General features: G+C 52.8%; 22 protein-coding genes and 1 tRNA gene. 5 read left to right on the top strand and 18 right to left on the bottom strand.

The window, feature by feature from the left end; all coding sequences use genetic code 11:
* Positions 1 to 12: 12 nt before the first annotated feature.
* The 13 genes from P1U71_RS01550 to P1U71_RS01490 all read right to left on the bottom strand — a co-directional run bounded on the left by P1U71_RS01550 (position 13) and on the right by P1U71_RS01490 (position 14,465).
* The gene (locus tag P1U71_RS01550; RefSeq protein ID WP_301103785.1) at positions 13 to 822 is read right to left on the bottom strand and encodes a MinD/ParA family protein; all 810 of its coding nucleotides are present in this window, start codon (positions 820 to 822) and stop codon (positions 13 to 15) included.
* The gene (locus tag P1U71_RS01545) at positions 819 to 1,928 is read right to left on the bottom strand and encodes a hypothetical protein (protein ID WP_301103784.1); all 1,110 of its coding nucleotides are present in this window, start codon (positions 1,926 to 1,928) and stop codon (positions 819 to 821) included. Before P1U71_RS01545 ends, P1U71_RS01550 begins: the two co-directional genes overlap by 4 nt.
* A gap of 11 nt (positions 1,929 to 1,939) precedes the next feature.
* The gene (flhA, locus tag P1U71_RS01540; protein WP_301103783.1) at positions 1,940 to 4,054 is read right to left on the bottom strand and encodes a flagellar biosynthesis protein FlhA; all 2,115 of its coding nucleotides are present in this window, start codon (positions 4,052 to 4,054) and stop codon (positions 1,940 to 1,942) included.
* A gap of 42 nt (positions 4,055 to 4,096) precedes the next feature.
* Positions 4,097 to 5,467: a sigma-54 dependent transcriptional regulator gene (locus P1U71_RS01535; RefSeq protein ID WP_301103782.1), complete on the bottom strand. Its 1,371-nt coding sequence runs from the start codon at positions 5,465 to 5,467 to the stop codon at positions 4,097 to 4,099.
* A 20-nt stretch (positions 5,468 to 5,487) separates the two neighbouring features.
* Positions 5,488 to 6,264 carry a MotA/TolQ/ExbB proton channel family protein gene (locus tag P1U71_RS01530; protein ID WP_301103781.1) on the bottom strand — a complete coding sequence of 259 codons (777 nt, stop codon included), beginning with the start codon at positions 6,262 to 6,264 and terminating at the stop codon, positions 5,488 to 5,490.
* 18 nt (positions 6,265 to 6,282) lie between these two features.
* Positions 6,283 to 6,579, bottom strand: coding sequence for a flagellar motor switch protein FliN (gene fliN / locus P1U71_RS01525; protein WP_367281097.1), 297 nt, complete (start codon positions 6,577 to 6,579; stop codon positions 6,283 to 6,285).
* 104 nt (positions 6,580 to 6,683) lie between these two features.
* Positions 6,684 to 7,370, bottom strand: a complete 687-nt coding sequence (locus tag P1U71_RS01520; RefSeq protein ID WP_301103779.1) for a FliH/SctL family protein — start codon at positions 7,368 to 7,370, stop codon at positions 6,684 to 6,686.
* 13 nt (positions 7,371 to 7,383) lie between these two features.
* Positions 7,384 to 8,397 carry a flagellar motor switch protein FliG gene (gene fliG / locus P1U71_RS01515; protein WP_301103778.1) on the bottom strand — a complete coding sequence of 338 codons (1,014 nt, stop codon included), beginning with the start codon at positions 8,395 to 8,397 and terminating at the stop codon, positions 7,384 to 7,386.
* A gap of 15 nt (positions 8,398 to 8,412) precedes the next feature.
* Complete coding sequence (gene fliF, locus P1U71_RS01510) at positions 8,413 to 10,098, bottom strand: flagellar basal-body MS-ring/collar protein FliF (RefSeq protein WP_301103777.1); 1,686 nt, start codon at positions 10,096 to 10,098, stop codon at positions 8,413 to 8,415.
* Positions 10,099 to 10,345: 247 nt separating this feature from the next.
* Entirely contained in the window at positions 10,346 to 10,645 is a 300-nt protein-coding gene (locus P1U71_RS01505) for a DUF1153 domain-containing protein (RefSeq protein ID WP_301103776.1), read from the bottom strand.
* Between the two features lie 150 nt (positions 10,646 to 10,795).
* Positions 10,796 to 12,118, bottom strand: coding sequence for a flagellar hook protein FlgE (gene flgE / locus P1U71_RS01500; protein ID WP_301103775.1), 1,323 nt, complete (start codon positions 12,116 to 12,118; stop codon positions 10,796 to 10,798).
* 62 nt (positions 12,119 to 12,180) lie between these two features.
* The gene (locus P1U71_RS01495; protein WP_301103774.1) at positions 12,181 to 12,873 is read right to left on the bottom strand and encodes a flagellar hook capping FlgD N-terminal domain-containing protein; all 693 of its coding nucleotides are present in this window, start codon (positions 12,871 to 12,873) and stop codon (positions 12,181 to 12,183) included.
* Positions 12,874 to 12,917: 44 nt separating this feature from the next.
* Entirely contained in the window at positions 12,918 to 14,465 is a 1,548-nt protein-coding gene (locus P1U71_RS01490) for a flagellar hook-length control protein FliK (RefSeq protein WP_301103773.1), read from the bottom strand.
* Between the two features lie 551 nt (positions 14,466 to 15,016).
* On the opposite strand from P1U71_RS01490, the gene flgK reads away from it, so the two are divergent.
* The 4 genes from flgK (at position 15,017) to P1U71_RS01470 (ending at position 19,470) form a co-directional block, all read left to right on the top strand.
* On the top strand, positions 15,017 to 17,113 hold the full coding sequence (flgK, locus tag P1U71_RS01485; RefSeq protein WP_301103772.1) for a flagellar hook-associated protein FlgK: 2,097 nt from the start codon (positions 15,017 to 15,019) through the stop codon (positions 17,111 to 17,113).
* A gap of 10 nt (positions 17,114 to 17,123) precedes the next feature.
* Positions 17,124 to 18,083, top strand: a complete 960-nt coding sequence (locus P1U71_RS01480; RefSeq protein WP_301103771.1) for a flagellin — start codon at positions 17,124 to 17,126, stop codon at positions 18,081 to 18,083.
* Positions 18,084 to 18,143: 60 nt separating this feature from the next.
* Positions 18,144 to 19,289, top strand: coding sequence for a tRNA 2-thiouridine(34) synthase MnmA (gene mnmA / locus P1U71_RS01475; protein ID WP_301103834.1), 1,146 nt, complete (start codon positions 18,144 to 18,146; stop codon positions 19,287 to 19,289).
* 104 nt (positions 19,290 to 19,393) lie between these two features.
* Positions 19,394 to 19,470, top strand: a tRNA-Met gene (locus tag P1U71_RS01470).
* Positions 19,471 to 19,571: 101 nt separating this feature from the next.
* On the opposite strand, the gene P1U71_RS01465 is transcribed toward P1U71_RS01470, so the two are convergent.
* Positions 19,572 to 19,886: a putative quinol monooxygenase gene (locus P1U71_RS01465; RefSeq protein ID WP_301103770.1), complete on the bottom strand. Its 315-nt coding sequence runs from the start codon at positions 19,884 to 19,886 to the stop codon at positions 19,572 to 19,574.
* 117 nt (positions 19,887 to 20,003) lie between these two features.
* On the opposite strand from P1U71_RS01465, the gene P1U71_RS01460 reads away from it, so the two are divergent.
* Positions 20,004 to 20,339: a hypothetical protein gene (locus P1U71_RS01460; protein ID WP_301103769.1), complete on the top strand. Its 336-nt coding sequence runs from the start codon at positions 20,004 to 20,006 to the stop codon at positions 20,337 to 20,339.
* On the opposite strand, the gene P1U71_RS01455 is transcribed toward P1U71_RS01460, so the two are convergent.
* The 4 genes from P1U71_RS01455 to P1U71_RS01440 all read right to left on the bottom strand — a co-directional run.
* On the bottom strand, positions 20,336 to 20,866 hold the full coding sequence (locus tag P1U71_RS01455; RefSeq protein WP_301103768.1) for a hypothetical protein: 531 nt from the start codon (positions 20,864 to 20,866) through the stop codon (positions 20,336 to 20,338). The genes P1U71_RS01460 and P1U71_RS01455 overlap by 4 nt on opposite strands.
* Before the next feature lie 93 nt (positions 20,867 to 20,959).
* A complete protein-coding gene (locus tag P1U71_RS01450; RefSeq protein WP_301103767.1) occupies positions 20,960 to 21,445 on the bottom strand; it encodes a VOC family protein in 486 nt (161 codons plus the stop codon).
* A gap of 89 nt (positions 21,446 to 21,534) precedes the next feature.
* Entirely contained in the window at positions 21,535 to 22,758 is a 1,224-nt protein-coding gene (locus P1U71_RS01445; protein WP_301103766.1) for an MFS transporter, read from the bottom strand.
* A 6-nt stretch (positions 22,759 to 22,764) separates the two neighbouring features.
* A partial coding sequence (locus tag P1U71_RS01440) for a benzoate-CoA ligase family protein (RefSeq protein WP_301103765.1) occupies positions 22,765 to 23,964 on the bottom strand: 1,200 nt, incomplete at its 5' end.

Here is a 23,964-nt window from a genome sequence, read left to right as displayed (position 1 = left end):
GTTACCGCATTACTATGCAGCTCCCTTGATGATGTTGTGTGCAAGACTATCAACATTCCCGGCCGCGTTGCTGGTTGGGTATCGCGTCATAAGCCCGGCCTGCGCACGGATTGCGTTGGAAACCTTCTCATCCAGTTCGATGATGCCAGCGAGCGGGGGTTCAAATTTCAGAAAATTCCGGCAGGCGCTCAGCAGTTTTCCGTATATCTTCTGCCCATCAGCCTCTGATTTTGCCATGTTTATCAAGACACGCAGATCTGCCCCCGGCATCATCTGTGATGTCACCTTGATATAGGCATAGGCGTCCGTGAGCGATGTGGGATCGCCGGTGGTGACCACCAGTTTCGTCCCTTGTCCGTTGGAAAGCGTCTTCACCGCATCATCGACGCCCGCGCCAAGATCCAGAATGATGAAATCATATTTACTGCCGAGTGCGGCCAGATCCTCCCGGATTTTCTTAAGCTGGCCCACGGACATACTGCCCAGAGCGCCGGAGCCAGATCGGCCGGCGATAAGGTCGAACCCGCCCGCAGCGCATTTGAAAATCACGTCCTTCAACGCCATTTCACCCGTGATAACGGTCGCCAGGTCCTTTTCAGGCATAATCCCCAGCTGGATATCGACATTGGCAAGCCCGACATCGCCGTCAAACAGCAGAATCTTTTTCCCGGCTTTGGCAAGGGCCTCGGCAAGACTGATGGCGAGAACCGTTTTACCGACACCGCCCTTGCCGGACGCAATCGTAATGAGGTTTTTGCCCGCGGGCTCGGTCGCCGGATGGTGTGACGGGCGGTTGCGCAGAGGGCTTTCGGTCTGGATCATGGCTTTACCTTGTCAAATTCTTTGTCGACTTTGGGTTGTGTCGGGTCTCTCAATAGAAGCCGGGCGAGGTTTACCGGATTGATCTTATGGAGGCCGGTGGCAACTGATGAAGAAACGCTGGCGTAGGAGAAGCTGAGTTTGGCCGTATGGGCGGCTGTGAAAACCCCGCCATAGCGTCGCGTGGTATCGAGGCGCGTCACTATTAATCGTCGCGCACCCAGCGTCGCAAAGCCTTCTGCTGTATCGCTCATTTCAGCGGTATCGGTGCCGGCGGCGAGAACAGCGACAGGCTCTGCCTTAGCGGCAATGATTAGCCGGGTAAGCTTGGTGACGTCATCTTCATCATAGACATTGACACCGGCGGTATCGATGAGAAGGTCGACGTTCTCTATCTCTTTCTTTTTGTTTACAAGAGATGCGAGCTGCTCTGGTGTCTCGGCGATTTCGAGATCAAATTCAAGAATATCCGTATAGGCTTTTAGCTGTTCGATGGCGCCTGCACGGCTGGTATCCGTGGTGATAACATGCACCTTGCGTCCTTCCAGCTTTCCTGCCGCAGCAAATTTAGCAAGGGTCATTGTCTTGCCAACGCCGGGCGGACCGACAAGCATTATGGGTAGTTTGTGCCCCGAACTACGTGCTGTGTATTTGAAATGACTGTCCAGCGCCGCCGCGAGAGCCAGTTCCGTGTCTTCCGATTTAACAGCAAGCGCCGTCCGGCAGAGCTTTTCCGCAAGGATTGGCGGAATCCCGTGATAGGCCATCGATTGAACGAGAGCTTCCATCTTCGGGGTAATTTGCTCTTCGGCGGATTTTTCCGATGACGGGGTGGCCGCTTTGGAGCTTTTGGGTCGATGGGCATTTCCGTTTGGTTTTGGACGCGGCGGTTCCGCCACTTCCGCTTTCCAGTCGCTATCCCATTCCGTTGCCCAAGCGCCGTTATTTAGTGGCGCCACCGCATCGATTTGTTCGACGGCGGCCGTCAGTTGGACATCACCGTTGTTTATATTCTGGCTGGACAGGATGATTGCTTCCGGTCCCATTTCGAGGCGCAGCAGATTTATCGCCTTTTCCATGGTTGGGGCTGTATAGGTTTTGATCCGCATCTATCGCTGCCTCAGACCTGTGCCAGTGTTTTTAATCTGGCTTTTGGATGGATTTCATTCTGTGACATGACTACCGTTGATGGACGGAAGCGTTCGACGATGGACCGGACATAGGGGCGGATCGCCGGACTGGTCAGCATAACCGGGTTATGCCCTTGACTTGCCAGTGTTTCAAAAACTTCTCTCACTCTTGCGATAAACTCCTGAAGCTGGCTTGGCGCCATGGATAGCTGCCGGTCATCGCCCTGGCCGACAATGGCATTGGCAAAATTCTGCTCCCATTGCGGGGTCAGTGTAATCAACGGAATATAGCCGTCCTCCGCAGTGTTTACTGCCGAGATCTGGCGCGCCAGTCGGGCGCGAACATGCTCTGTGATGATATTGATATTCTGCGAATATCCCGTCGCCTCCGAAATTCCTTCCAGAATGGTTGGCAAATCACGAATGGAGACTCGCTCGGAAAGGAGGTTTTGCAAAATGCGCTGGGTGCCGCTTACCGAAATATGCGTCGGGATCAGATCGGCAATAAGCTTCTGGTTGACGCTTGGCAGATCGTCGAGAAGTTTCTGCGTTTCTGCATATGACAGCAGATCCGGCATATGATCTTTCAGGATCTCAGTCAGATGCGTCGTGATGACGGTTGCCGGATCAACAATTGTATACCCCCGGAAAGAGGCTTCCTCGCGCTGGCCCGTATCAACCCAGACGGCGGGCAGGCCAAATGTCGGCTCGACCGTCTCCTCGCCCGGCAGATCGATATTCTGCCCTTGTGGATCCATAATCAGGAGATTGTTCGGACGTACATCGCCAGCGCCTGCCTCAACCTCCTTGACCCGGACAAGATAGTTGTTGGCGGGAAGCTGCATGTTATCGAGGATGCGGACACTGGGCATCACAAAGCCCATTTCACTGGCGATCTGGCGGCGCAGGGCCTTGATCTGATCGGTCAGGCGATAGCCCTCATTATCGTTGATCAGGGACAGCAGGCCGTAGCCAAGCTCAAGGCGCAGATCGTCAATTGCGAGCGCTGTGGAAATCGGCTCTTCCGCAGGAACAGCAGCTTTATTGTTTTCAAGCAGAAGCTGCTCTTCCTCGACGGCCTTCACCTCCTGTCGGCGGTTCAGGACAAATGCTGAATAACCGATGCCGCCCGCCAACACCAGGAAGGGAATTATCGGAACGCCGGGCAGTAGAGAGAGGCCAACCAACAGGAAGGAGCTAACCCCGAGCGCACGGGGATAGCCACCAAGTTGACCGAGCAGGGCTTTATCCGTAGAGCCGACAACCCCGCCGCGCGAAACCAGAAGGCCCGCCGCAACGGAGACGATAAGAGCCGGAACCTGACTGACCAGACCATCACCAACCGTGAGGAGCGTGTAGCTGTCTGCGGCGGCAGCGAAAGACATGCCTTCCTGTGCGACGCCAATAATGATGCCACCGATGACATTGATAAATGTAATCAGAAGACCGGCAATCGCGTCGCCACGCACAAATTTCGAGGCACCGTCCATGGAGCCGAAAAACCCGCTCTCATCCTCCAGTTCCTTGCGCCGTGTGCGGGCCGTGTCCTCATTGATCATGCCCGCAGAAAGATCGGCGTCGATCGCCATTTGCTTGCCGGGCATGGCATCAAGAGAAAATCGGGCGGCGACTTCGGCGATACGACCGGAACCCTTGGTGATGACAACGAAATTCACCAGCACCAGAATAGAGAAAACAATAATCCCGATCACAAAGTTGCCGCCCATGACAAAACTACCAAAAGCGGCGATGACGTGACCGGCTGCATCCGGGCCTGTATGTCCTTCGGACAGGATCAGGCGTGTGGAGGCAAGGTTCAGGGCGAGCCGCAACATCGTCGCGATCAGGAGAACCGTCGGGAAGGAACTGAAATCCAGGGGTTTGGATATAAACAGGCAAGTCATCAGGATCACGACGGAAAAGGTGATCGATATGGCCAGACTGAAATCCAGCAGCCAGCTTGGCATCGGCAGGATCAGGACAATCAGGATACAGACAACGCCAAGGGCGAGACCGATATCGCTGCGCCCGACCATCTGCACTATCCGTTGGAGGAACTCATTGCCTCCCTGTGCCGCCGCCGCTGTTGATTGGGGTTCACTCATTTACTGTATACGCTCCGGAACTCGAATATATTCTTAAGGCAATCAGGCGCGGGCCTGATACCGGTTGTCTCCGGTTGCTGCCGGGATTTCAACGCCATCACCGGAATAAAGCTTGAGCTTGTTCCGCAGCGTCCGAATGGAAATGCCTAGTATGTTCGCGGCATGGGTACGATTGCCGAAACAATGATCCAGCGTATTCAGGATAAGATCCTTTTCGACATCCGCGACCTTTCGTCCGACAAGCGGACTTGCCATAGCGGCGCCATTTTCTACGCCGCCTGATACAGGCGCGGCGTGATCTGCCGGGGTGGCACTGCCGTCAGGCATAAGAATGGCATCCCCGGTGATCATATCGCTCTGACAGAGAAGAACGGCACGATGGATCGTGTTTTCAAGCTCGCGAACGTTTCCTCTCCATGGATTTGCTTTAAGTTTTACTATGGCACTATCGTCGAGGCGCCGGTCGCTAAGCCCGTTTGATTCCGAATATTTTTTCGCAAAATGCTTGGAAAGAACCTCGATATCGATTGTGCGCTGACGAAGGGGCGGAATTTTAAGTGTGACGACATTCAACCGGAACAACAAATCTTCGCGGAAAGACTTTTCGGCAACGGCTTCGGCAAGATCACGGTTCGACGTCGCTATGATGCGAATGTCAACCGGAACTGGCTTGGTGCCGCCGACGCGGTCAATCATCTTTTCCTGAATGGCGCGGAGTAATTTTGCCTGTAACTGGATGTCCATCTCGCTGATTTCATCAAGCAGGAGCGTGCCGCCGTTGGCTTCTTCAAATTTTCCAATGCGTCGGGCAATCGCGCCGGTAAAGGCTCCTTTTTCATGACCGAAAAGCTCCGATTCCAACAGGTTTTCCGGAATGGCGGCGCAGTTTACGCAAACGAAGGGCTTGTCGGCACGGTTACTGTGTGTGTGCAGGTAGCTCGCCATGACTTCCTTGCCTGTCCCCGTTTCGCCATTGATCAGAACCGATGCAGATGAGGGTGCGATCTGTTCTGCGAGGGCGACAACGTCTTTCATGACGGGGTCCGCGAAAACAAGCTTGTGGCTTTCCTGGGATACGGCTTCCAGGACTGCTGCGATCAGTTCGGGGTCCGGCGGCAGGGGCAGGAATTCCTTTGCGCCTGCGCGGATGGCGTTCGCTGCGGACGCCGCGTCGGTATTCACGCCGCAGGCGATGACGGGAAGGTTGATCCGTTCGCTGGAAAGCATGGTGACAAGGGTTTTAATCGGCAGATTGACATCGATCATTGCCATGTCGGCACCCTTGCCTGCTCGCAGCGATGCCATAGCCATCTCGATATCATCCACCTGACTGACCTTGGCACCGCGTGACATGGCGATCTGGCTGGCAGCGCCAATCTGACCGTTCAGGGAACCAATTATAAGCAACCTCATCGACTTACTCTCCTAGTGACTCAACTATAGTACTGCACGCGATTTGCGGGCGGCAGCAGGGTGTTTAACAACATTTCAAGGCGGCGGGGGTTTTCCTGCCGTCCGATAGACGTGGCGCCGAGCATGAACACCCGGTTTAGAATAACTTCCTCCGCCGAATTACGCTCCAGTTTGGAGGCCAGCGGGTTAAAGAACATATTGGCAAGAATGGCACCGTAGAACGTGGTAAGTAGGGCAACGGCCATGGCCGGACCGATACTGGATGGATCATTCAGATTTCCGAGCATTTGCACGAGGCCGACAAGCGTGCCGATCAGACCCATGGCCGGGGCAACTTCAGCGGCTTTCCGCAGCACGCTGGAGCAGGCATTGTGCCGGGCAATCATGCCATTCAGGTCATTTTGCAGAATGCGATTGACCTCTTCGACGGGCAGGCCATCGACGACGAGTTGCAGGGATTTACGCTGAAAGCTTTCCTCATCAAGTGACTGCATGTAGTTCTGCAGGTGCAGGACACCCTTGCCGCGGCATTTATCCGCGAGATCGAGCATGGAGTAGGCCGCAAGATCGGGCGTCACATTGCGCGTAAACAGCGTATTCAGGACTAATCTCTGGGCACGGATAATATCGGTTAAAGAAAAGCTGATTGTCGTGACGAGGAAAGTTCCCCCAAGCACCAGCAATACGGATGGCAGATTGAAGAAAGAGCCAATCGACCCGCCAAGCAGGACAGCGCCCGTCACCAGCGTAAAGCTGCCAAACAGACCCAGAACCGTTGCTAAATCAATTTTGTTCACTGCACTATCCAATGTTTACTAGCGGCGATCGGCCTTGATGATTTCCGTCATCGTGACACCGAGACGGTCCTCAACAACAACGACTTCGCCGCGCGCGACCAGACGGTTATTCACATAAATGTCGATTGCTTCACCGACTTTTCGGTCCAGTTCAATGACGGCGCCACGACCGAGCTTGAGAAGCTGACTCACCCGCATGCGGGACTTGCCAAGAACTGCGGTGACATGCACCGGAATGTCGAAGACGGCTTCCAGATCCGATGCCGTGCGGGCAATCTCTGTATCATCCTCCGCATCGGTGCCATCCAAAGCCATCCCTTCGGCGGCTTCTTCCTGGACCGCAACGTCAGTATCCGTTGCCGGTGTCTTATTCAGGTCCTCAAGGTTGAGTTCTTCATCTTCTGCCACGGTCTCACTCCTTAAAATTGCTCAGCGACCGGCTGATCCATAACTTGCGGGGTTTGTTGCTCTGTCTCGCCGGTTGAGCGAATAAAGCGATTAATAACTTCTTCGAGCCGCGCCTCAATATCCTCAAGGCGGCGTTCTGTTCCGCCGTCGGCCCATTCAACCCGGCAATCACCGGCATGTCTGGTTTCGTCAGGAAGAAGGATAAGATTCCCCTGAAAGGCAGAGCGGTTTGTGATTTCGTCAATCTTTCCGGAAATATTCTCGCAAACCTCTTCATTTGCACGAATGACGATCCTTGGCTCGTCATGAAGATCGACAAGGCAATCCTCGATCAGCTTCTTTACCTCCGTCTCAGGTGCAAGCTCGATCAGCGCAGGGGCAAATTTTGATGCAATCGAAAGAGCCAGTTTCGCTGACTCTTGCTTGAGAACAGTCATTTTCGCCTCATGACTGGACAAGAAATGTTCTAACTGGGCGCTGATTGCTGTCATTGCTTCAGCGACGATTGTCTCAAGCTCTTTATGGGATTGGCTTTTCCCTTCGCGTAGACCCTGCTCAAAGGCTTCTGCCTTCAGCGCGGTGACATCGCTCTCCGTATAGATCGGTTCTTCACGCTTAACACGCTTTTGCGCAGCTTCCGGGGAGGACGGATCCGTGCCGAAATCGGTGTCGAACAGAAATCTGTTGGTTGCAGTCATGTCTAATCGCATCCTAGTAAATCAACTCGTCATCGCCGCCGCTATCGGCCAGCATAATCTCGCCACTATCCGCCAGTTCTTTTGCGATGTTGACAATTTCCATCTGTGCTTCATCAACGTCTTTCAGGCGAACAGGGCCCATTGCCTCCATGTCCTCGCGGAGAATTTTGGCGGCCCGTTCCGACATGTTGGTAAAGAAAAGATCACGCAGGCTTTCCGATGCGCCCTTCAGGCAGATGCCAAGACGTTCCTTGTCAACATTCCGGAGCAGTGTCTGAACGCCTGCGGGGTCAAGCTTGAGCAGATCTTCAAAGGTGAACATCAGCGCCTTGATTTTTTCGGCTGAATCCCGGTTGCGCTCTTCCAAAGCGGAAATAAAGCGGCCTTCCGTATTGCGATCGAAATTGTTGAAGATCTCCGCCATCATCTCATGGCTGTCCCGCTTGTTGGTTTTTGCGAGATTGCTCATGAATTCGCTGCGCAAGGTGTCCTCAATTTTATCGAGAACCTCTTTCTGCACGGATTCCATTTGCAGCATCCGGTTGACAACTTCGAGAGAGAAATCTTCGGGCAGAGTGGAAAGGACCTTCGCCGCATGGCCAGGGTTGATTTTGCTCATGACGACGGCCACGGTCTGCGGATATTCGTTTTTCAGATAGTTGGCCAGAACCTGTTCGTTCACATTGGCCAGCTTGTCCCACATGGTACGGCCTGCGGGGCCGCGAATTTCCTCCATGATCCCCTCGACCTTGTCGCCCGAGAGTGCTTTCATGAGCAGCCGCTCCGTTGCTTCGTAGCTGCCGACGATATTTCCAGTAGACGAGATCTTGCTCGCAAACTCGACGAATAACGCCTCCATCGCTTCCGAGGAAACAGATCCGAGATTGGACATTGCCTGCGATATTTCCTTGATTTCTTCCTCATCAAGGCGCGACCATAAGTCCTTTGTGTGTTCGTCTCCGAGGGCGAGCATCATGATGGCCGCCTTATCGGGCCCGTTCAGATATTTTGTATCAGTTGCAACCATAAAAAAGACGTTCCCTTATGCGTCGTGATAGAGCCAGCTGCGAAGGATGGAGATCGCTTCGTCTGGATGCTTGTCAACGATTTCGCTTACCTTGTTGAGCGCCGAGGTCTTGACCTGTCCGTCAACTTTATCAATATCGATCATGCTTTCGATTTCATTCAGAGTCTCAGATTGCTGCACACTTCCGGACTGCCCCTGACTGCCGGCAATTGCCGGCATGGAGCCGCCTCCGGGCAGTGCGCCTGCGATTGCGGCACCACCAGGTCCGGCAAGAGCCGGTGTTGCGGCGCTGGTGGCCAGCGCGCGATTAAGAAGGGGCCGGACAACAAGCAGCAGCGCGAGGATTGCGACGATAACCAGAACGCCCATTTCGCCCATTTTGAATAGGTCGGCCTTCGTCAGGCCCATGAAAATTTCATCGGTGACAATTTCTTCATCCGAAAATTTTTCGATAACCTCCGCGAAGGGCATATTGACTACTTCGACGACATCGCCGCGTTCCTCGTTATAGCCGATAGCTGACTTAACCAGACGGCTCACCTGTGAAAGTGCATCCTCGCTCAACGCTTCATAAGAGCGGGTACCGTCCGGGGCAACTTCAGAACGACCGTTGACGAGAACGGCGACAGTCAGGCGGCGAACCGGCCCGGATTCGCGCACTTCCGTGGTAATGGTCTTGGAAATTTCGTAATTGACTGTTTCTTCCGTCCGGGACGCTGCATCCTTGGAATTTGATCCACCCCCGGTATCCGCACCCGCTTCGGGCAGGTTATTGGCAACAGATACGGCGGGATCGTTGGAGAGACCTTCATTTGACGAACTGTTTTCCTCAACCAGTTGAGAGGAGCGCACAACCTGGCTATCCGGATCGTAGGTTTCCGATTGGATGGTGCGCTGGTCAAAATCCATAACGGCGCTGACCTCGGCTCTGATGTTGCCCGGCCCCAATGACTTTTCCAAAAGCTGCTCAATCTGTTCTTTCAGGTGGCTTTCATAAGCGATGCGCTTGAAGTCGCTCTGTGAACTGATGCCGGAACCTTGCGTTTCTTTGCCGTCGCCCCGCGCAAGCAGATTGCCATTTTCATCGACGATGGAAATATGTGATGGCGACAGGGATGGGACTGCAGATGCCGTCATATGCTGAATGGCCGCGATCTGATCGTCCGTCAGCCGCCCCCGTCCGTTAAGCTTCAGGACAATAGAGGCGCTGGCCTCTCGCTTGTCGCGGCTGAACACTTCCCGCTTCGGCAGTACGAGATGGACACGTGCGGCGGAAACATTATTCAAGGCACGGATGGTGCGGGCGAGTTCACCCTCAAGGGCACGAACAAAATTTACGTTCTGAACAAAGCTGGTCGTGCCAAAGGTGTCGGAATTGTCAAAAATTTCATAGCCAACGGAACCGCCATTGGGCAGGCCCGCCTCGGCCATTTTGAGGCGTATCAAGGCGACCTGATCGCTGGGAACAAGGACATCACGGCCATTGCCAGCGATCTGAAACGGGATGTTCTCAGCTTCGAGCTTGGATACGATGGCTGCAGAGTCGGACGGTTCCAGTCCGCCATACAGCAGAGCAAAATCCGGGCTGCTGATCCGCGTCGCCATTAACATGATTAAAGCAATCAATCCGACGGCGACCCCACCGAGGATAATCACTCTAACTGCTCCCAGACTCTGCAGAAGCTGGCTTATTCCGTTCACGTTGATGCCCCCACTCAAATAAAATACCGGTAAAATTTATTCCACTTCACGAACGATACGATGAGGAAATAAACAACTGGTTAACGGCAGGCAAAATTTGCCGGGTGAGCGGAATATTTTGCCTATCAGATTTTCCGGGTGATTTATTTGCCAGAGCAATGGGCCCTGGATGAGGAGTGCGTTGGGAGAAAATAAAAGCCCGGCGTTTTGGCCGGGCTTTCTGAAAAGTGAATAACAAGTAAATTAACTAGTCATTATTATATGTTGGATCATTTGGACGATATTCCTGGATCCGGGTTGTTCGAAGTCCCGGCAGGCCATGTTTATCGATCGCTTTTTGCCAAGACAGAAATTCCTCGACAGAAAGCGTATAGCGTCGGCATGCATCATCCAGGCTGATCAGCCCACCGCGAACGGCGGCGACCACTTCAGCTTTCCGCCGGATGACCCATCTCTTGGTATCTTTCGGCGGCAGATCATGGATCGTCATGGGCTGACCATCCAGTCCAATAATCCGATTTACTTTGCGGTCTATTTGCGACTGCATCTGTACTCTACCTCATACTTACATTTAGCCTTGAACTAAGATCATATGCCTATCGATTTAACAAACAGCTAATGAGGTTGGTTAATTTTATCTTCATGGCGGAAACAGGAGATTTCTGCCATGAAGACGTCGATTTTAGGGCCTTAAAAACTACCTTTTCAGGCGGATCAGCTCTTCCAGCATTTCATCTGCGGTTGTGATGATTTTACCCGCGGCCGAATAGGAACGCTGCGTAATAATCATGCGCGTGAATTCCGATGCGATATCGACGGTTGAGGCTTCCGTTGCAGACGAAATAATTCTACCGGCGCCCCCGAAGGTAGCTTCTCGCAAAGTGAAGGTGCCTGAATCAGGTGTTTCATCGTAGGAGTTGCCGTCGCGATTTCGAAGACCATTCGGGTTAGCAAAGGTTGCCACCGGAATTTTGTAGATCTCCTTCGATGTCCCGTTATCGAACTTGGCAATCACTACGCCTTCTTCATTAATGAAGACTGAATCAAAGGCGCCGAATACCGCCCCATTTACTTCCGAGGAAACAAGCTCAGAGTTTGAGGCCGATTGGGTGAAGCCGTCCGACAATGCATCTGAGCCGAAATTCAGGGTAATGTCCTGCGGTGTGTCGATGCCCAGGCTCGCGGCCCAAGGAATAGTAATTGTGTTGGTGAGAGTTGTTGCGCCCAGATCCAACGTACCATCCGAATTGAAGGCCGCAATTTGTGACGCGAGGACATCTTCTGTACCGTCTTCGTCGATGTCTGCTGTTATCTCAACCGTCCACTCGTTTGGTGTAACGCCGGTTCCTGTCCTGAGGAAGTTGAACGTGATGCCATGAGCAGAGCCCATGCTGTCATAAACCTGGAAGGATCTTGCAAAATGAGGCGTTGTTGTGCCCGCTGCCATATCCCCTGCAACATAACCGGCGCCAAAAGTGGCCTGGTCAGAAGAGAGATTGGCTTTAAGGTTTATTACCGTTGTTGCTTCGGCGTTCCCTGTAAGGCCCGTAATATTGACCGGGGTGAGAGCGGCCAGATCAGACTGGTTAGTTGGAATATTGCCGTCATTATCGATTTCCCAACCCTGCAGATAATACCCTTGAGCGTTACGGAGCAATCCTGAAGAGTCGGGCTCAAACGTACCCGCCCGGGTATAGATATAATTGCCTTCCGATCCGGTTGGATTGGCAAGAGTATTAACGACAAAGAAACCATCTCCGGCCACTGCCATATGCGTAACGGAATCCGAGGCGGTAATTAGGCCTTGTTGATCAACCTGTGCGCGCGGATGTACTAACACACCACCAGCGGAATAGGAGGTGTCAGTCGCGCTTTCGGTCACCAAAGTTGAAAAGATAGCATTGCTGCCTTTATAGCCGACCGTATTCGTATTGGAAATATTGTCTGAGATCATTGCCATCGCCGTTGATTGCGCGGCCAATCCCGAAACACCGGAAAACATTGCTGCTGTTAAACTCATTTTTTCTCTCCTAATTTAACCGCCCACCTAATGAATGGCGAAGGCGTCTTGGTTAGCCGCGATTAAGCGGACGGATCAGTCGTTGTTGGTTGAGTGACGGAAGTGATGTAGCCTAGGCCGATTGGAACGTCGCCGACCATCATGACGGGTTCTCCGTTGACGGTTTCAACGCTTGTGGCGATGCCCTCAAAACTGTAGCCGACATCAACGGCGCTGCCGCCTGCGGTTTCGCCTGTAACGACAAGATAATAGGCGCCATCTTCGGCAGCGGCTCCGCTTTTGGTTGTGCCGTCCCAGCTATATTGCTGCTCACCGGCCGCCACGCCTTCTGCGGTTTCGGAGAACACAATGTCGCCCTTCTGGTTGTAAATATCGTATTTCACGGTTGCGGCACTGCTTCCAAGGTCAATATTCCAGGCTGCATTGCCATCGTTCAATGCGGACACATTGAGATTTGTGCCGATGGACTTGCCGAGATAATTGATCATCGTTGCGCCCAGCATGTTCTGTTGCGACATCTGCTCCAACTGAACCAGTGCTTCGAGGTTCTGGTTCGTCGCGATCGATTGTTCGACATTCGTGAAATTGACTAGCTGATTGGTAAACTCTGTGGAATCCGTCGGGTTCAGCGGATCCTGATTGGTCAACTGCGTTGTCAGCAATGTCAGAAAATCATCAAAATTGCTGGCCAGAGTTGTCTGCGCCGTTTGTGCGGCGCTGCTCTGCGTTTGGGATGTGGAGGTTACTTCCGGCATTGTTCAATACTCACTTTTTGAAATCAATTCATTTGGTCAATTATCTAAACCTGGATATCGAGGCCGCCATCACTCATCGGCGCCCCGGCCTTTGTCTGAAGGGGGAGATTGGACAAACCATCATCGTTTCCCGCGTCTTCCATCGGAATATTCATATTTGCGAAATTCAAATCCTCGCCCTGACTATCCTGCCCATTCTGGCTGAGACCGAAGTTCAGGCTGTTGGAGCCGGTATCAAACCCGGCGTCCTGCAAAGCGCGTTCCAGGCTGCGGGCGTCCCGCTGCAGAAGATCAAGGGTTTCCTGCTTGTCAACGGAAACGACGGCAAGGACGCGTCCATCATGTCCGATATCGAGTTTTACCTCGACCCGACCGAGTTCCGACGGATGTAGGCTGATCTTGATTCGATCCTGACCCTCCTTGATGGCGGTACTGATTTGCGTCGAAACCTGCTCGGCTACTGGCATGTGGGCTGCTGCACGGGCAGCATTAGATGCTTGACTGGCATTATTTGTTGCGGTTGCTTCAACGCCTTGCACACTGCCGGTCGAGGCGGTCGGCATGGTCTGGTTCACGGAATCCGAAGGCAATGCTTGAGCATTCCCCGTCATGGGCAGGGGCGTTTGGGAAACGGTACCATCCATCTCGCCGCCGGATCCGGGCAACACGCTCGGGTTCGCGGCTGCATTATTGATCATGTTGGCGGTGACCAGATTGGTGCTGCTGGCAAGCGCGGTTTGGAAACTCTGCTGCTGCTTGCCTGCGGTCAGGCTGATTTTTCCCTTCCCGTCTTGAAGCATCTCGGCAATTTTTGACGAAAGGACATCCTTTTCGCTCATTTTGGCATTGGCTTCAGCCCGCACGGCGGCAAGCGCTTCCGAAGAAGGGGGCGTCGCCTTCGCCTCAGATGGAGGTGCGGTTACAGTTTTCTCATTCCCCGTTTGGGTAGATGCGGACGCCGTATTTTTCTCCGCAGGCTTTTTCACTTCAGTCTGCGCCGCAGCAGCGACCGGTGAGGCGACCTGCGTTGAGGCGGCGTCAGAATTCTTTATATTGGTAGAGTTGGTGTTTGGCTCTGGCTTCTTGCCCGTATCTGCAGCTACATTTTTCTCGGCTGATGGGTTTTCCGTTGAGCCGTTGGCTATTGGAGTTTGGGTTGCCGCCGGAGTGGCCGCGGGTACGGGTGCTGAAGGTTGCTCGGCAGTTCCCTCGGTTCCGGTCGCGCTTGAAGCGGTGACCGGTGTTGCTGGTAGCGCTGTTGCCGGCGCGGCTGCCGTTGAGGCAGAGTTATCGACCGGCGGCATATTTGCTGCTTTTTCAGATGTGGGTGCTTTATCTGTCGCGGCCGGGGCAGGCACATCTTCCTTGGGCGTGCTGTTGTTCTCGACTGAACGCTCGGGTGCCGTGTTCTGTGCCTCAACGGGTTCCTCCGCTTCGGCGCGGTTCTGACCCGCAGATTTCTCTTTAATAGGCGACTCATTCTTCGGGGCCGTCTCATTCACATAGCTTGCGAAATCCTCGTCCTCGTTCCGATACGGATCCTTGTCCCGGTTTTTCGGCTCTGTCGCCGTTATTATCTGCCCAACATCCATGATGTATCTCTCATTCAATGTAAATGCGTCGCGCGCTATAATTGTTCGCTGAGATAAGAAGCAAGCATCGGGCCAGTTTTTAATAAGACAAAAAAATCAATAAAAATAATAGGTTGCATATTTTTTACCAATTGAATTAGGAAAAATACTCCGGATGTGGCCGGTCGTTTTTGATGAAGGGGAGAAATTTGCCGAGTTCAAAAAGGACTGGGATAGAGGCGGCGCCGCCTAGTTGGAAACTTGATGCCTTGGGGAACCATTGCAAGCGCGTTATGTCTGTTTTCGGCTGATATAGACCTGTTCCCTTATATGCCGTCATGACTTGGCACTGAAATTGCTTTCTGTATGGGTGAAGGCTGGGTTTCGTGCCTGAAGCATATAAGCGAGCAGTTCGGTATGACGTTAAAAAATTATATAAAACATACAGTTAGAAATATATCGCGGGATTTATCCGCGATTGATGCGCAAATGCGGCCCGGTAGCTTTTGCCAGGGAAGGGCTGTTTTTTCCAGTGAAGCCCCCGTTACGCCAATCGCTTTGGAGCAACTATCATGAGCCTGAACGCAATATTTAACTCTGGCGTAAGTGGGATGCTGGCGCACCAAACCGCGCTGAATGTGACATCAACGAACATCGCCAATGTCCAGACAGAAGGATATGCGCGTAAAACAGTTGAATACAGTGCCATCAGTGTAAATGGAATTGGTACGGGTGTAGAGATATCCGAAGTTCGGCGTATTACGGATGAGTTTATCGCAAAAGAGCTGCGGCTCGCGACGGCCGGATCCGAACAATATAAAGCCATGTCTGAGATCTATGGTCAGTTGCAATCCCTGCTTGGTGATCCGGCAGCGAATAATTCCCTGACGGGCAAGCTTGACGGTATGAATTCCGCCTTTGCAGCGCTGACGATTGACCCGACCATGTCAGTGTCGCGCACGGCGGCGCTCGATGAAATCGCGAATTTTGGGATTGAGACGGATAGGCTGCTTACAAAGATCCAAAACCTTCGAAAGGAAGCGGATCATCATATCGCGGAAGAAGTGAATGTCGTAAACGATGCTATTCTCAGAATTTATGAGTTGAATCTTGCAATAAAGTCAGCCTCCCAGAGCAATCAGCCGGTTGGCGAATTGGAAGACCAGCGCGCGCAGGCTCTTTCTGAAATTTCAAAGATCATGGACGTTAAGACCTATCCCATGAGTGATGGCGCCGTCGCTGTGGTGACAGATGCCGGGCAACAGCTTCTTGATTTCGAACCGCGTCAGCTTGTTTATTCGCCGGCGGCGGATGTTACCAGCCAGACAGTTTTCGATCAGGTCACGCTCAATGTTTATGATCCGACAACCCGGACTATCGCGGATACGGGCCTTGCGCTGGATCCGGAATTACAGAGCGGGTCGCTCCGGGGCTGGATCGATATGCGAAATACAGAGTTGCCTAATCTCGCAGCTCAGATCGGTGCGCTTGCCTCCGGTGTGGCGGAGCAGTTTAATGCCGTGCATAACGATAATATTGCGATCCCGCCGCCTGCAATGATGACCGGCAATGCGACAGGCGTTCTGGCAACAGATGCACATGGCTTTACGGGTCAGGCAACGTTCTACAGTTTTGATGCCGGCAATAATATTGTGGCTTCCTATACAGTTGATTTTGATAATCCCGGTACAACGACGATGGCCGATGTTATGGCAGAAGTGAACGGCGCCCTCGGTGCCGGAACGCTGAGCCTGACGGGCGGTGCCCTGACGATGTCCGCACAAGGCGGCGCCACCGGCGTCGGGATCGGGCAGGAAGCCGCCAATCCCTCCGAACGTGGTGGGCGCGGGTTCTCTCATTTCTTCGGTATGAATGATTTGATCGCAACGAGAGCCAAGACGTCGTACCAGACCGGGCTAACGTCGGCCGATGCTCATGGTTTCACCGGGACGACAGCATTGGAACTGATCGGCCCGAACGGGGAAGAACCCATTTCGATGGTTCTGGATTTTGGTGTGATCGGCGGAACGATGGCGGATGTCGTCACCGAAATTAACAGCAACATGGGATCATTCGTGACCGCATCGGTGGATGCAAATGGTGCTTTATCCTTCACCCCTGTCTCAGGGTTTGAAAACTACAGCATCAATGTCCCGTCGGATACATCGGATCGTGGTGGCACCGGCACAAGTTTCTCCGAGATGTTTGGCGTCGGTCTGCAATATCCGGCAGACGCGGGGTTGGAATTTTCTGTTGATCCGTCAATCTCAGCTAATCTCCAGCTCCTGGCGACCGCGAAGATTGATCCATCGGGAACGCCTGCGCTTACCGCAGCGGATAACCGCGGTGCACTTGCCTTTCAGGATCTGGCAACACAATCCTTTGCATTCTCTACTGTGGGCGGACTGACCGGGTCTTCCGTTTCTCTTAGTGATTATGCGGCCCAGATACTGGCGAAATCCGGTTTGGATGCCGCCCGAGCAGAGAGCCTGCAAAGTGACCGTGCTGCTTTGAGCGGCGAATTTGAAGCCCGAATGCAGTCAGTTTCCGGCGTCAACATGGACGAGGAGCTTGCCAATCTTATCATTTACCAGAACGCATATAATGCCTCCGCGCAGATCATTACGACGGCGCGGGAAATGTATGACGTCCTGATCAATCTCGTTTAGGAGAAGAACGATGACACGCGTTTCAACATATCAGCAAAGCCAGACGCTTATCAAAGAAATGCTGGGGAGCCAGTATAAGCTTTCAGATGCACAACGGCAGGTGTCAACGGGCCATGTCGCGGCATACTATAAGGACATCCATATGGATGTAACAAACCTAGCGGGCTCGAAGTCATTGCTTTCCCGCCTCGAACAGTATGAAGCGAACAACGGCAAGGTTATGAGCCGCCTTGCGCAATATGATCAGGCATTGGCGGGTGTGGAAAGTGCGGGCGGAGATGTCCTGTCTGCTGTCATGTCGACAATTAACACGGCTTCCCCGCAGGGTCTCTCCGGTACTGTCGAAGGCGCATTTGAAACGGTGCTGAATTTCCTGAACAGTCAGAATACCGAAGGGTATCTCTTTGGCGGAACCAATAATGATGTGCCGCCGGTAAATCTTTCAACGATTAATGATCTGATGGCCGCGGCGGAACCGCCGACAGATATTTTCCAGAACAACGATCTGAAAGCGACAGTTCGCATAGATGAAAACCGGACCCTCGAAGTTGGGGTGCTGGCGGATGAAATCGGTCTCGAGGTCATGACCTCCCTGCAACGATTGGCGCTTTGGGCAAATGGTGTGGTGCCGACCACGACACCGGTACCAACCGGCCCGTCCAACAGTTTTGGTTCCCCTCTTTCACAAGAGGATCAGGATTTTCTGGTCGGTGAGATTGCAACTCTTGAATCCATGCTCGACAATATCGCCGGGTTTCGGGGGAATAACGGTCTCAATCAGAAAACTATGGACGAGACGATGGAGGCTCTCAATCTACAGATTGACCAGACGAAGGTCTTCGTCAGTGATATTGAAGATGTCGATGCCGCTGAAGCAATTGCCAACCTTACCCAACGGGAGCTGGCGCTTGAGGTGTCCTACAATGTGTTGAGCACAATCAACCGCATGAGTTTGCTGAACTTCCTGTAAATAGTGAGTTTACGGCGCGATAGGCTTGCATATTAGGCGGCGCGCTCTATATTGCCCGCCATGAATTCACTAGGGTTTGATACAGCGCCGGAAGATACCCGCATCGTTGTCGCCATGTCCGGCGGCGTCGATAGTTCGGTTACGGCTGCGCTCCTGAAAGATCAGGGCTATGACGTGGTCGGAATCACGTTGCAGCTTTATGACCATGGTGCTGCAGTTCAGAAAAAAGGCGCCTGCTGCGCGGGGCAGGATATCCATGATGCCCGCCGCGTGGCGGAGGCCGTTGGCATCCCCCACTATGTTCTGGATTATGAAAGCCGGTTTCAGGACAGCGTAATGGATGAATTCGCCGACAGCTATTTGCGCGGTGAAACCCCAGTGCCTTGTGTCCGTTGCAATCAAACCGTGAAATTTCGGGACCTTTTGGAAACATCGAAGGATTTGGGTGCGGTTGCGCTTGCAACCGGCCATTACCTTCGTCGCGACGGCAGCGGCGGGAAGGCTCATCTTTTTCGCGGCCGTAATGCCATCAAGGACCAGAGCTACTTCCTGTTCGCGACAACACAGGAGCAGGCGGACTATCTCCGTTTTCCCCTCGGCGATTTGACGAAAGAGGAAACACGCGCGCTTGCCGATAAATATAATCTGGCAGTCGCGGCCAAGCCTGAAAGTCAGGATATCTGCTTTGTTCCGAACGGCAATTACGCAAAAGTTATTGAACGCATGCGGCCAGGATCTGCTGTGCCGGGAGATATTGTCGATCTGGACGGCACTATACTGGGGCGGCATACGGGAATCATCAACTACACAATCGGTCAGCGCCGCGGTCTTGGCATCGCGACAGGAAGCCCGCTTTATGTCGTTCGGATTGATCCGGATCGGAACCGCGTCATTGTGGGGCCGACGGAGGCCCTTCTTGTCTCCAAGCTCACCTTGCGGGAAATGAACTGGATCGGTGATGATCCGCTCGATGAAGACGGCACGGAGGTGATGGTCAAGGTCCGCTCCACGCAAGAGCCGATGGCGGCGACCGTTTTCGGCGCTCCGCGCGGTTGGGCGGAGGTTCATCTTGCAAAAGCGGAACCCGGCGTTTCTGCCGGTCAGGCTTGCGTCATGTATGACGGTGACCGGCTTCTCGGGGGTGGGTGGATTGCCGGAACGGAGGCGCCCGTCAAAATCGCTGGCAGTCAGCGACAATTGGCCTGACTATTGTCATTTCCTTGCTTGACAGGACATTGTAAAAACCCTAAAAACCGGGCTTCAAAGGGCCTGCCGCTCGCTTGTTTGCGTGGATTGGGCGCCTGCTTCGTGGCTCCTTAGCTCAGTTGGTTAGAGCGGTGGAATCATAATCCATGTGTCCCCAGTTCGAGTCTGGGAGGAGCCACCAACATAAAGCCGGAGTTGAGATCATGTCTCCTCCGGCTTTTTTGTGTTCTTTACGCTACGCTCAATCTGCTCAGGATGGTTGCAGGTCGACTCTGACAGCTTTTAGGCGGATTTCAGGATATGGATGGTACGGCTGTCCAGCATGTCCTTGGTTTTGGCGCCATAAGCTTTCATGTGATCAGAGACCGCATGTGCCATCAGGGCATCCATGCTCTCCCACTTTTCGATTACAGCGAAGCTGTTCTCTCCAAGTTCCGCCTGAAAGCCGCCAACACCGTCCATATCGATAACGGCGTTATATTCAATGCAGCCTTTTTCCGCGTGAACGGCGGGAACATTGGCTTTGAAGGCTGTGAGGACTTCCTCCCGCTTACCAGGTTTTGCGGTGATGATGGCGACAACATTTACTGGTTGCATGTTTTTTCCTTTTTATGGTTGTTGCTTTCCGTCAAATTGTAGCCCAATGCTTTGGCTAAAGGCCATGATAAATCGCGTGGCAGAAATTTTTAGTTCTCTTGAGGGAAGCAGGCAGGAATGAAAATAGCAAATATGATTATTGTGTGCCTGACCATGGCCGCCATGCTGCTACCGATTGAGGTGAGAGCGGAAGAATGGCGTGAAACCGGGTGCGCCGGCGTTGTGGAGAATGAGCTTGAAAAGCTGGATATTGACGCGCTGGGCACTGCAAGCGTTACCTATATTGTATCCAGCCGGGGTTCCGTAGCCTCAGAAGGCTCTGAAGAATTAAATGGATGGGTCAGTTTCGAAAAATGTAAGGGAAACCTGACTGTTCAGCTTTCCGACAATTGCGCCGTGACAATGATGTACACAAGCGGCCAGTGCCGTATCCCCGGGATTGTGCATTACTAATCAATAGATTGGGTATGGCAGGCATCTTCGGTTAGCTGACGTATTTCAATCTGGTGAGTGAATTTGTTGCCATCGCTTGCGGTTACGGATTCGAAGCCCAGCAACGCCAGTAAATCCAGAAAGGTAAGATTTTCTGGTGCGCCGCTTTCATCAAATATTGGTGTTGTTCTGGCGCTGTTGGTCAGATCGGCAAGCAAAGCGCGGACCCGGTAAATGGTCTCCAGATGATCATCTGTCTTGGCGACAATGATCAGCTTTCTGGATTCGCCGCCTTTCACAAAGACTGAGTATGCCGAATCATAGGGCTTGTTCGACATCCCCTCCTTGATCCCGATAACAAATCCGACACGGCGACGTTTATCTATGCCGGAAAGAGCGGGGACGCGAGCGCAATAAGTTTCGATCTCTGCAGGGGCGGGATAGTAATATCCAATGTAGCGATCTTCCGCAGCGGCAGCCGTCAGAGGCAAAGCCATAACACATGCCCAGCCTATGAATACAAACCAGCCTATTTTACAACGCAGCATCAGAATCCCCCGGACAATGTCTTTTCCACGAGCGTAGGTTATTTTTAAACTGCTCCTGAAAACAACCCTAAATAGGTTCTGACTGGTCAGATTTTATGCCGCATTATGGGCTTCGTTCCATTCGTGCAACAATTTTTTGGCATGCGCTTCAGCGGTTTCAAGGTCCGGGGTTTTTTCCGGAACTTTCGCCGTCAGTTCAATCACATAGCCGTTGGGATCGCGAAAATAAATCGAGTGGATGGATTTATGATCGGAAATCCCGCGGGTTTCAAAGCCCATTTCCTTCCCCTTGGCGAACATCTTGTGAAGGCTGTCCATATCCACTTCAAGGGCGATATGCAGATCATAATCATGCTGGTCTTTGAACTCGAACTCCTGATCGGGGGCTTCAAAGAAGGCGAGGAAGGAGCCATCATCCATCCGGTAGAATGTATGAAGGACTTCGGTTTTTCGGCCCGTCATGGATTCGCTGATTGAAAGCGCGTCGGCCAGTGGAAGCCCAAGAAAATCCTCATAGAAGCGCCGCGTTTCTTCAGAATTTCGGCATCGGTATGCGTTGTGGTGAAGTCCTTTGATCATCATACTCCCCTTTATTTCTGGCGCGCCCTTATATACCTAAGTATTTGGCTTATACCGCAATAAAATCAACCCCACAAATGCCAGAGGTGTTATCGATGACCATTCGCCAAAGATGTGGCTTCGGGTAGATGCCGAAGTTTCATCATCGCGATCACGCCAAGAAACGGCCCGACGGCAAGTGGTGCGAATGCATAATGCCAGCCAACGAAATCGATAAAGACGGGAATGAGATGAATTGTCGTGAGACTGATCAGAAAGCCGATAGAAGTCTGGATTGTCAGCATCGTGCCGATCATGTTTTTAGGGCTGAGCTCAATAACACAGGTAGAAAACTGCGCGGAATCGGCGACGATGGACACGCCCCAGATCAGGCAGAGGGCAATCAATAGGGCAGGGGAGCTGCCAAAAAGAAATCCGACGAGAACGGCGCATGTTCCGCTCACGGCCATAGCAAGGATGGTCACAGTCGTCCGGCCCACCCGATCGGCCGCGATGCCCGCGATCAAACTGCCGAGCCCGCCGACGGCAATTGTCGCAAATGTCCCGAGATTGGCATAAAGGCGATCATTCTCGAGGCCGCTGATCCGGAAGCTTTCAAACAGGAAAAGCCCGATCCAGGCCCACATCGCATAAAGTTCCCACATATGACCGAAATATCCAAAGTTAGCCAGTCTGAGTGGTTTGTAGCGCCAGGCATATAAAGCGGAAGAAGGATCAAACGGCGGGGCTTTCGGGATATCGCTGCCAAGAGAAACTAAAATGATAAGCGCGCTTGCGCCAACGGCGAGAAGGCTGCTCGCGATCAACGTTAATTGCCAGTCGATGCCGCTAAGGTCGAGAAGATTAAGGATGTGAGGAAAGGCGCTGCCTATCGTGAGGGCACCAACCAGCAATCCCACCAGAAGGCCGGTATCCCGTCTCGCCCATGTCGATACCATCTTCATGCCGATCGGATAAATCCCCGCCATGCAAACACCGGTCAGAAAACGAAGAAAAATAACGAAGGAAGACGTCGGATCAGAAAAGATGATCGAGGCATTTGCGATTGCGGCGATAATGGTTGCGGCGGCAAAAAACGTCTTGGGCGGGATACGATCTGCGAGGCCGAGAAACGCACTGATCAGTGTGCCGCAAACAAAACCGATGGCGACGGCGCTTGAAAAGAAGGAAGCTTGAAGATCGCTCAAGCCATATTCCGATTTCAGTTCAGGGATTACCGCGGTTGCGGAAAACCAGAGTGAGAGCGCCATGACCTGACAAATTGCGAGTAGCGTGACGGAACGCCATTTTTGCGCTGCAGCCCGGCCGGTCATTGAGTTTTACGAAGGGTCACGCAGCTTAAATCGCTGTATTTTCCCTGTCGCCGTTTTGGGAAGCTCCTCGACAAATTCAATCCAACGTGGGTATTTGAATGGTGCCAGCCGTTCTTTGACAAATAGCTTCAATTCCTCCGTCAATGCATCGGTATCATAGTTGGCTTGGTTAGCCACTATCACAGCTCTTGGCTTTATTAATTGATCCGAATCGGCCATGCCGACAACGGCGACCTCCAAGACTGCCTCATGCTCAATAAGGGCCGCTTCAACTTCGAATGGCGAGACGTAAATCCCGCCCACTTTGAGCATATCATCCGTCCGTCCGCAATAAATAAAATATCCGTCCTCATCCTGATAATATTTATCGCCCGCCCGCGTCCATGGCCCATGAAATGTCTCTATGCTTTTGCTGCGGCGGTTCCAGTACATGAGGGCGCTTGACGGACCAGATATCTCCAGCGCGCCCATTTCTCCTTGCGGGACGGGCAGGCCGTCATCGCCCGTCAGGCGGATGTCATATCCCGTGACCGGTTTGCCAGTTGATCCCGGTCGGACATCTCCCGGACGGTTAGAGAGAAAAATATGCAACATCTCGGTGCTGCCGATACCGTCCAGGATATCGACCCCCACCTTTTTTTGCCAGCGGGCGAGCAGGTCGGCAGGCAAAGCTTCTCCGGCCGAGGTGCAGTAACGCAAGTGATGGTCGTCTTGCTCCGGCAAAAGACCACTTGCCAGTAACATGGCAAACAATGTCGGTACGCCATAAAAAATTGTCGGTTTCTGATTTTTTATAATATTGCACACATCATCCGGAGTCGGCGGGCCGTCCAGCAGAATGACAGTTGCACCAACAGAGAAGGGAAAGGTCAAGCCGTTGCCCAATCCGTAGGCGAAGAAAAGCTTCGCCGCGGAGAACATGATATCGTCTTCTCGAATACCGATAGTTTCCTTTGCATATAAATCTGCAGTGGCGCGCAGATTTCCATGCAGGTGTACCGTCCCTTTCGGCATGCCGGTGGTGCCGGAAGTATAAAGCCAGAAACACATATCATCGGGTGATGTTTCCGCTGCCGCAAATACCGGGCTTTGCACATTAGTCAGGTCCGAAAGGTTTAAGTGCCCATTTGAACCTTCGCCTGACACGATAATTGATTTCAATGCCGGATGTTTATCAAGGTGACGTTCAAAGAAGCCCAGCAGATC

The organism is Sneathiella sp., from assembly GCF_029233945.1.
In the GTDB taxonomy this organism is placed as follows: Bacteria; Pseudomonadota; Alphaproteobacteria; order Sneathiellales; family Sneathiellaceae; genus Sneathiella.
This window is presented reverse-complemented; position numbering and strand designations above follow the sequence as displayed.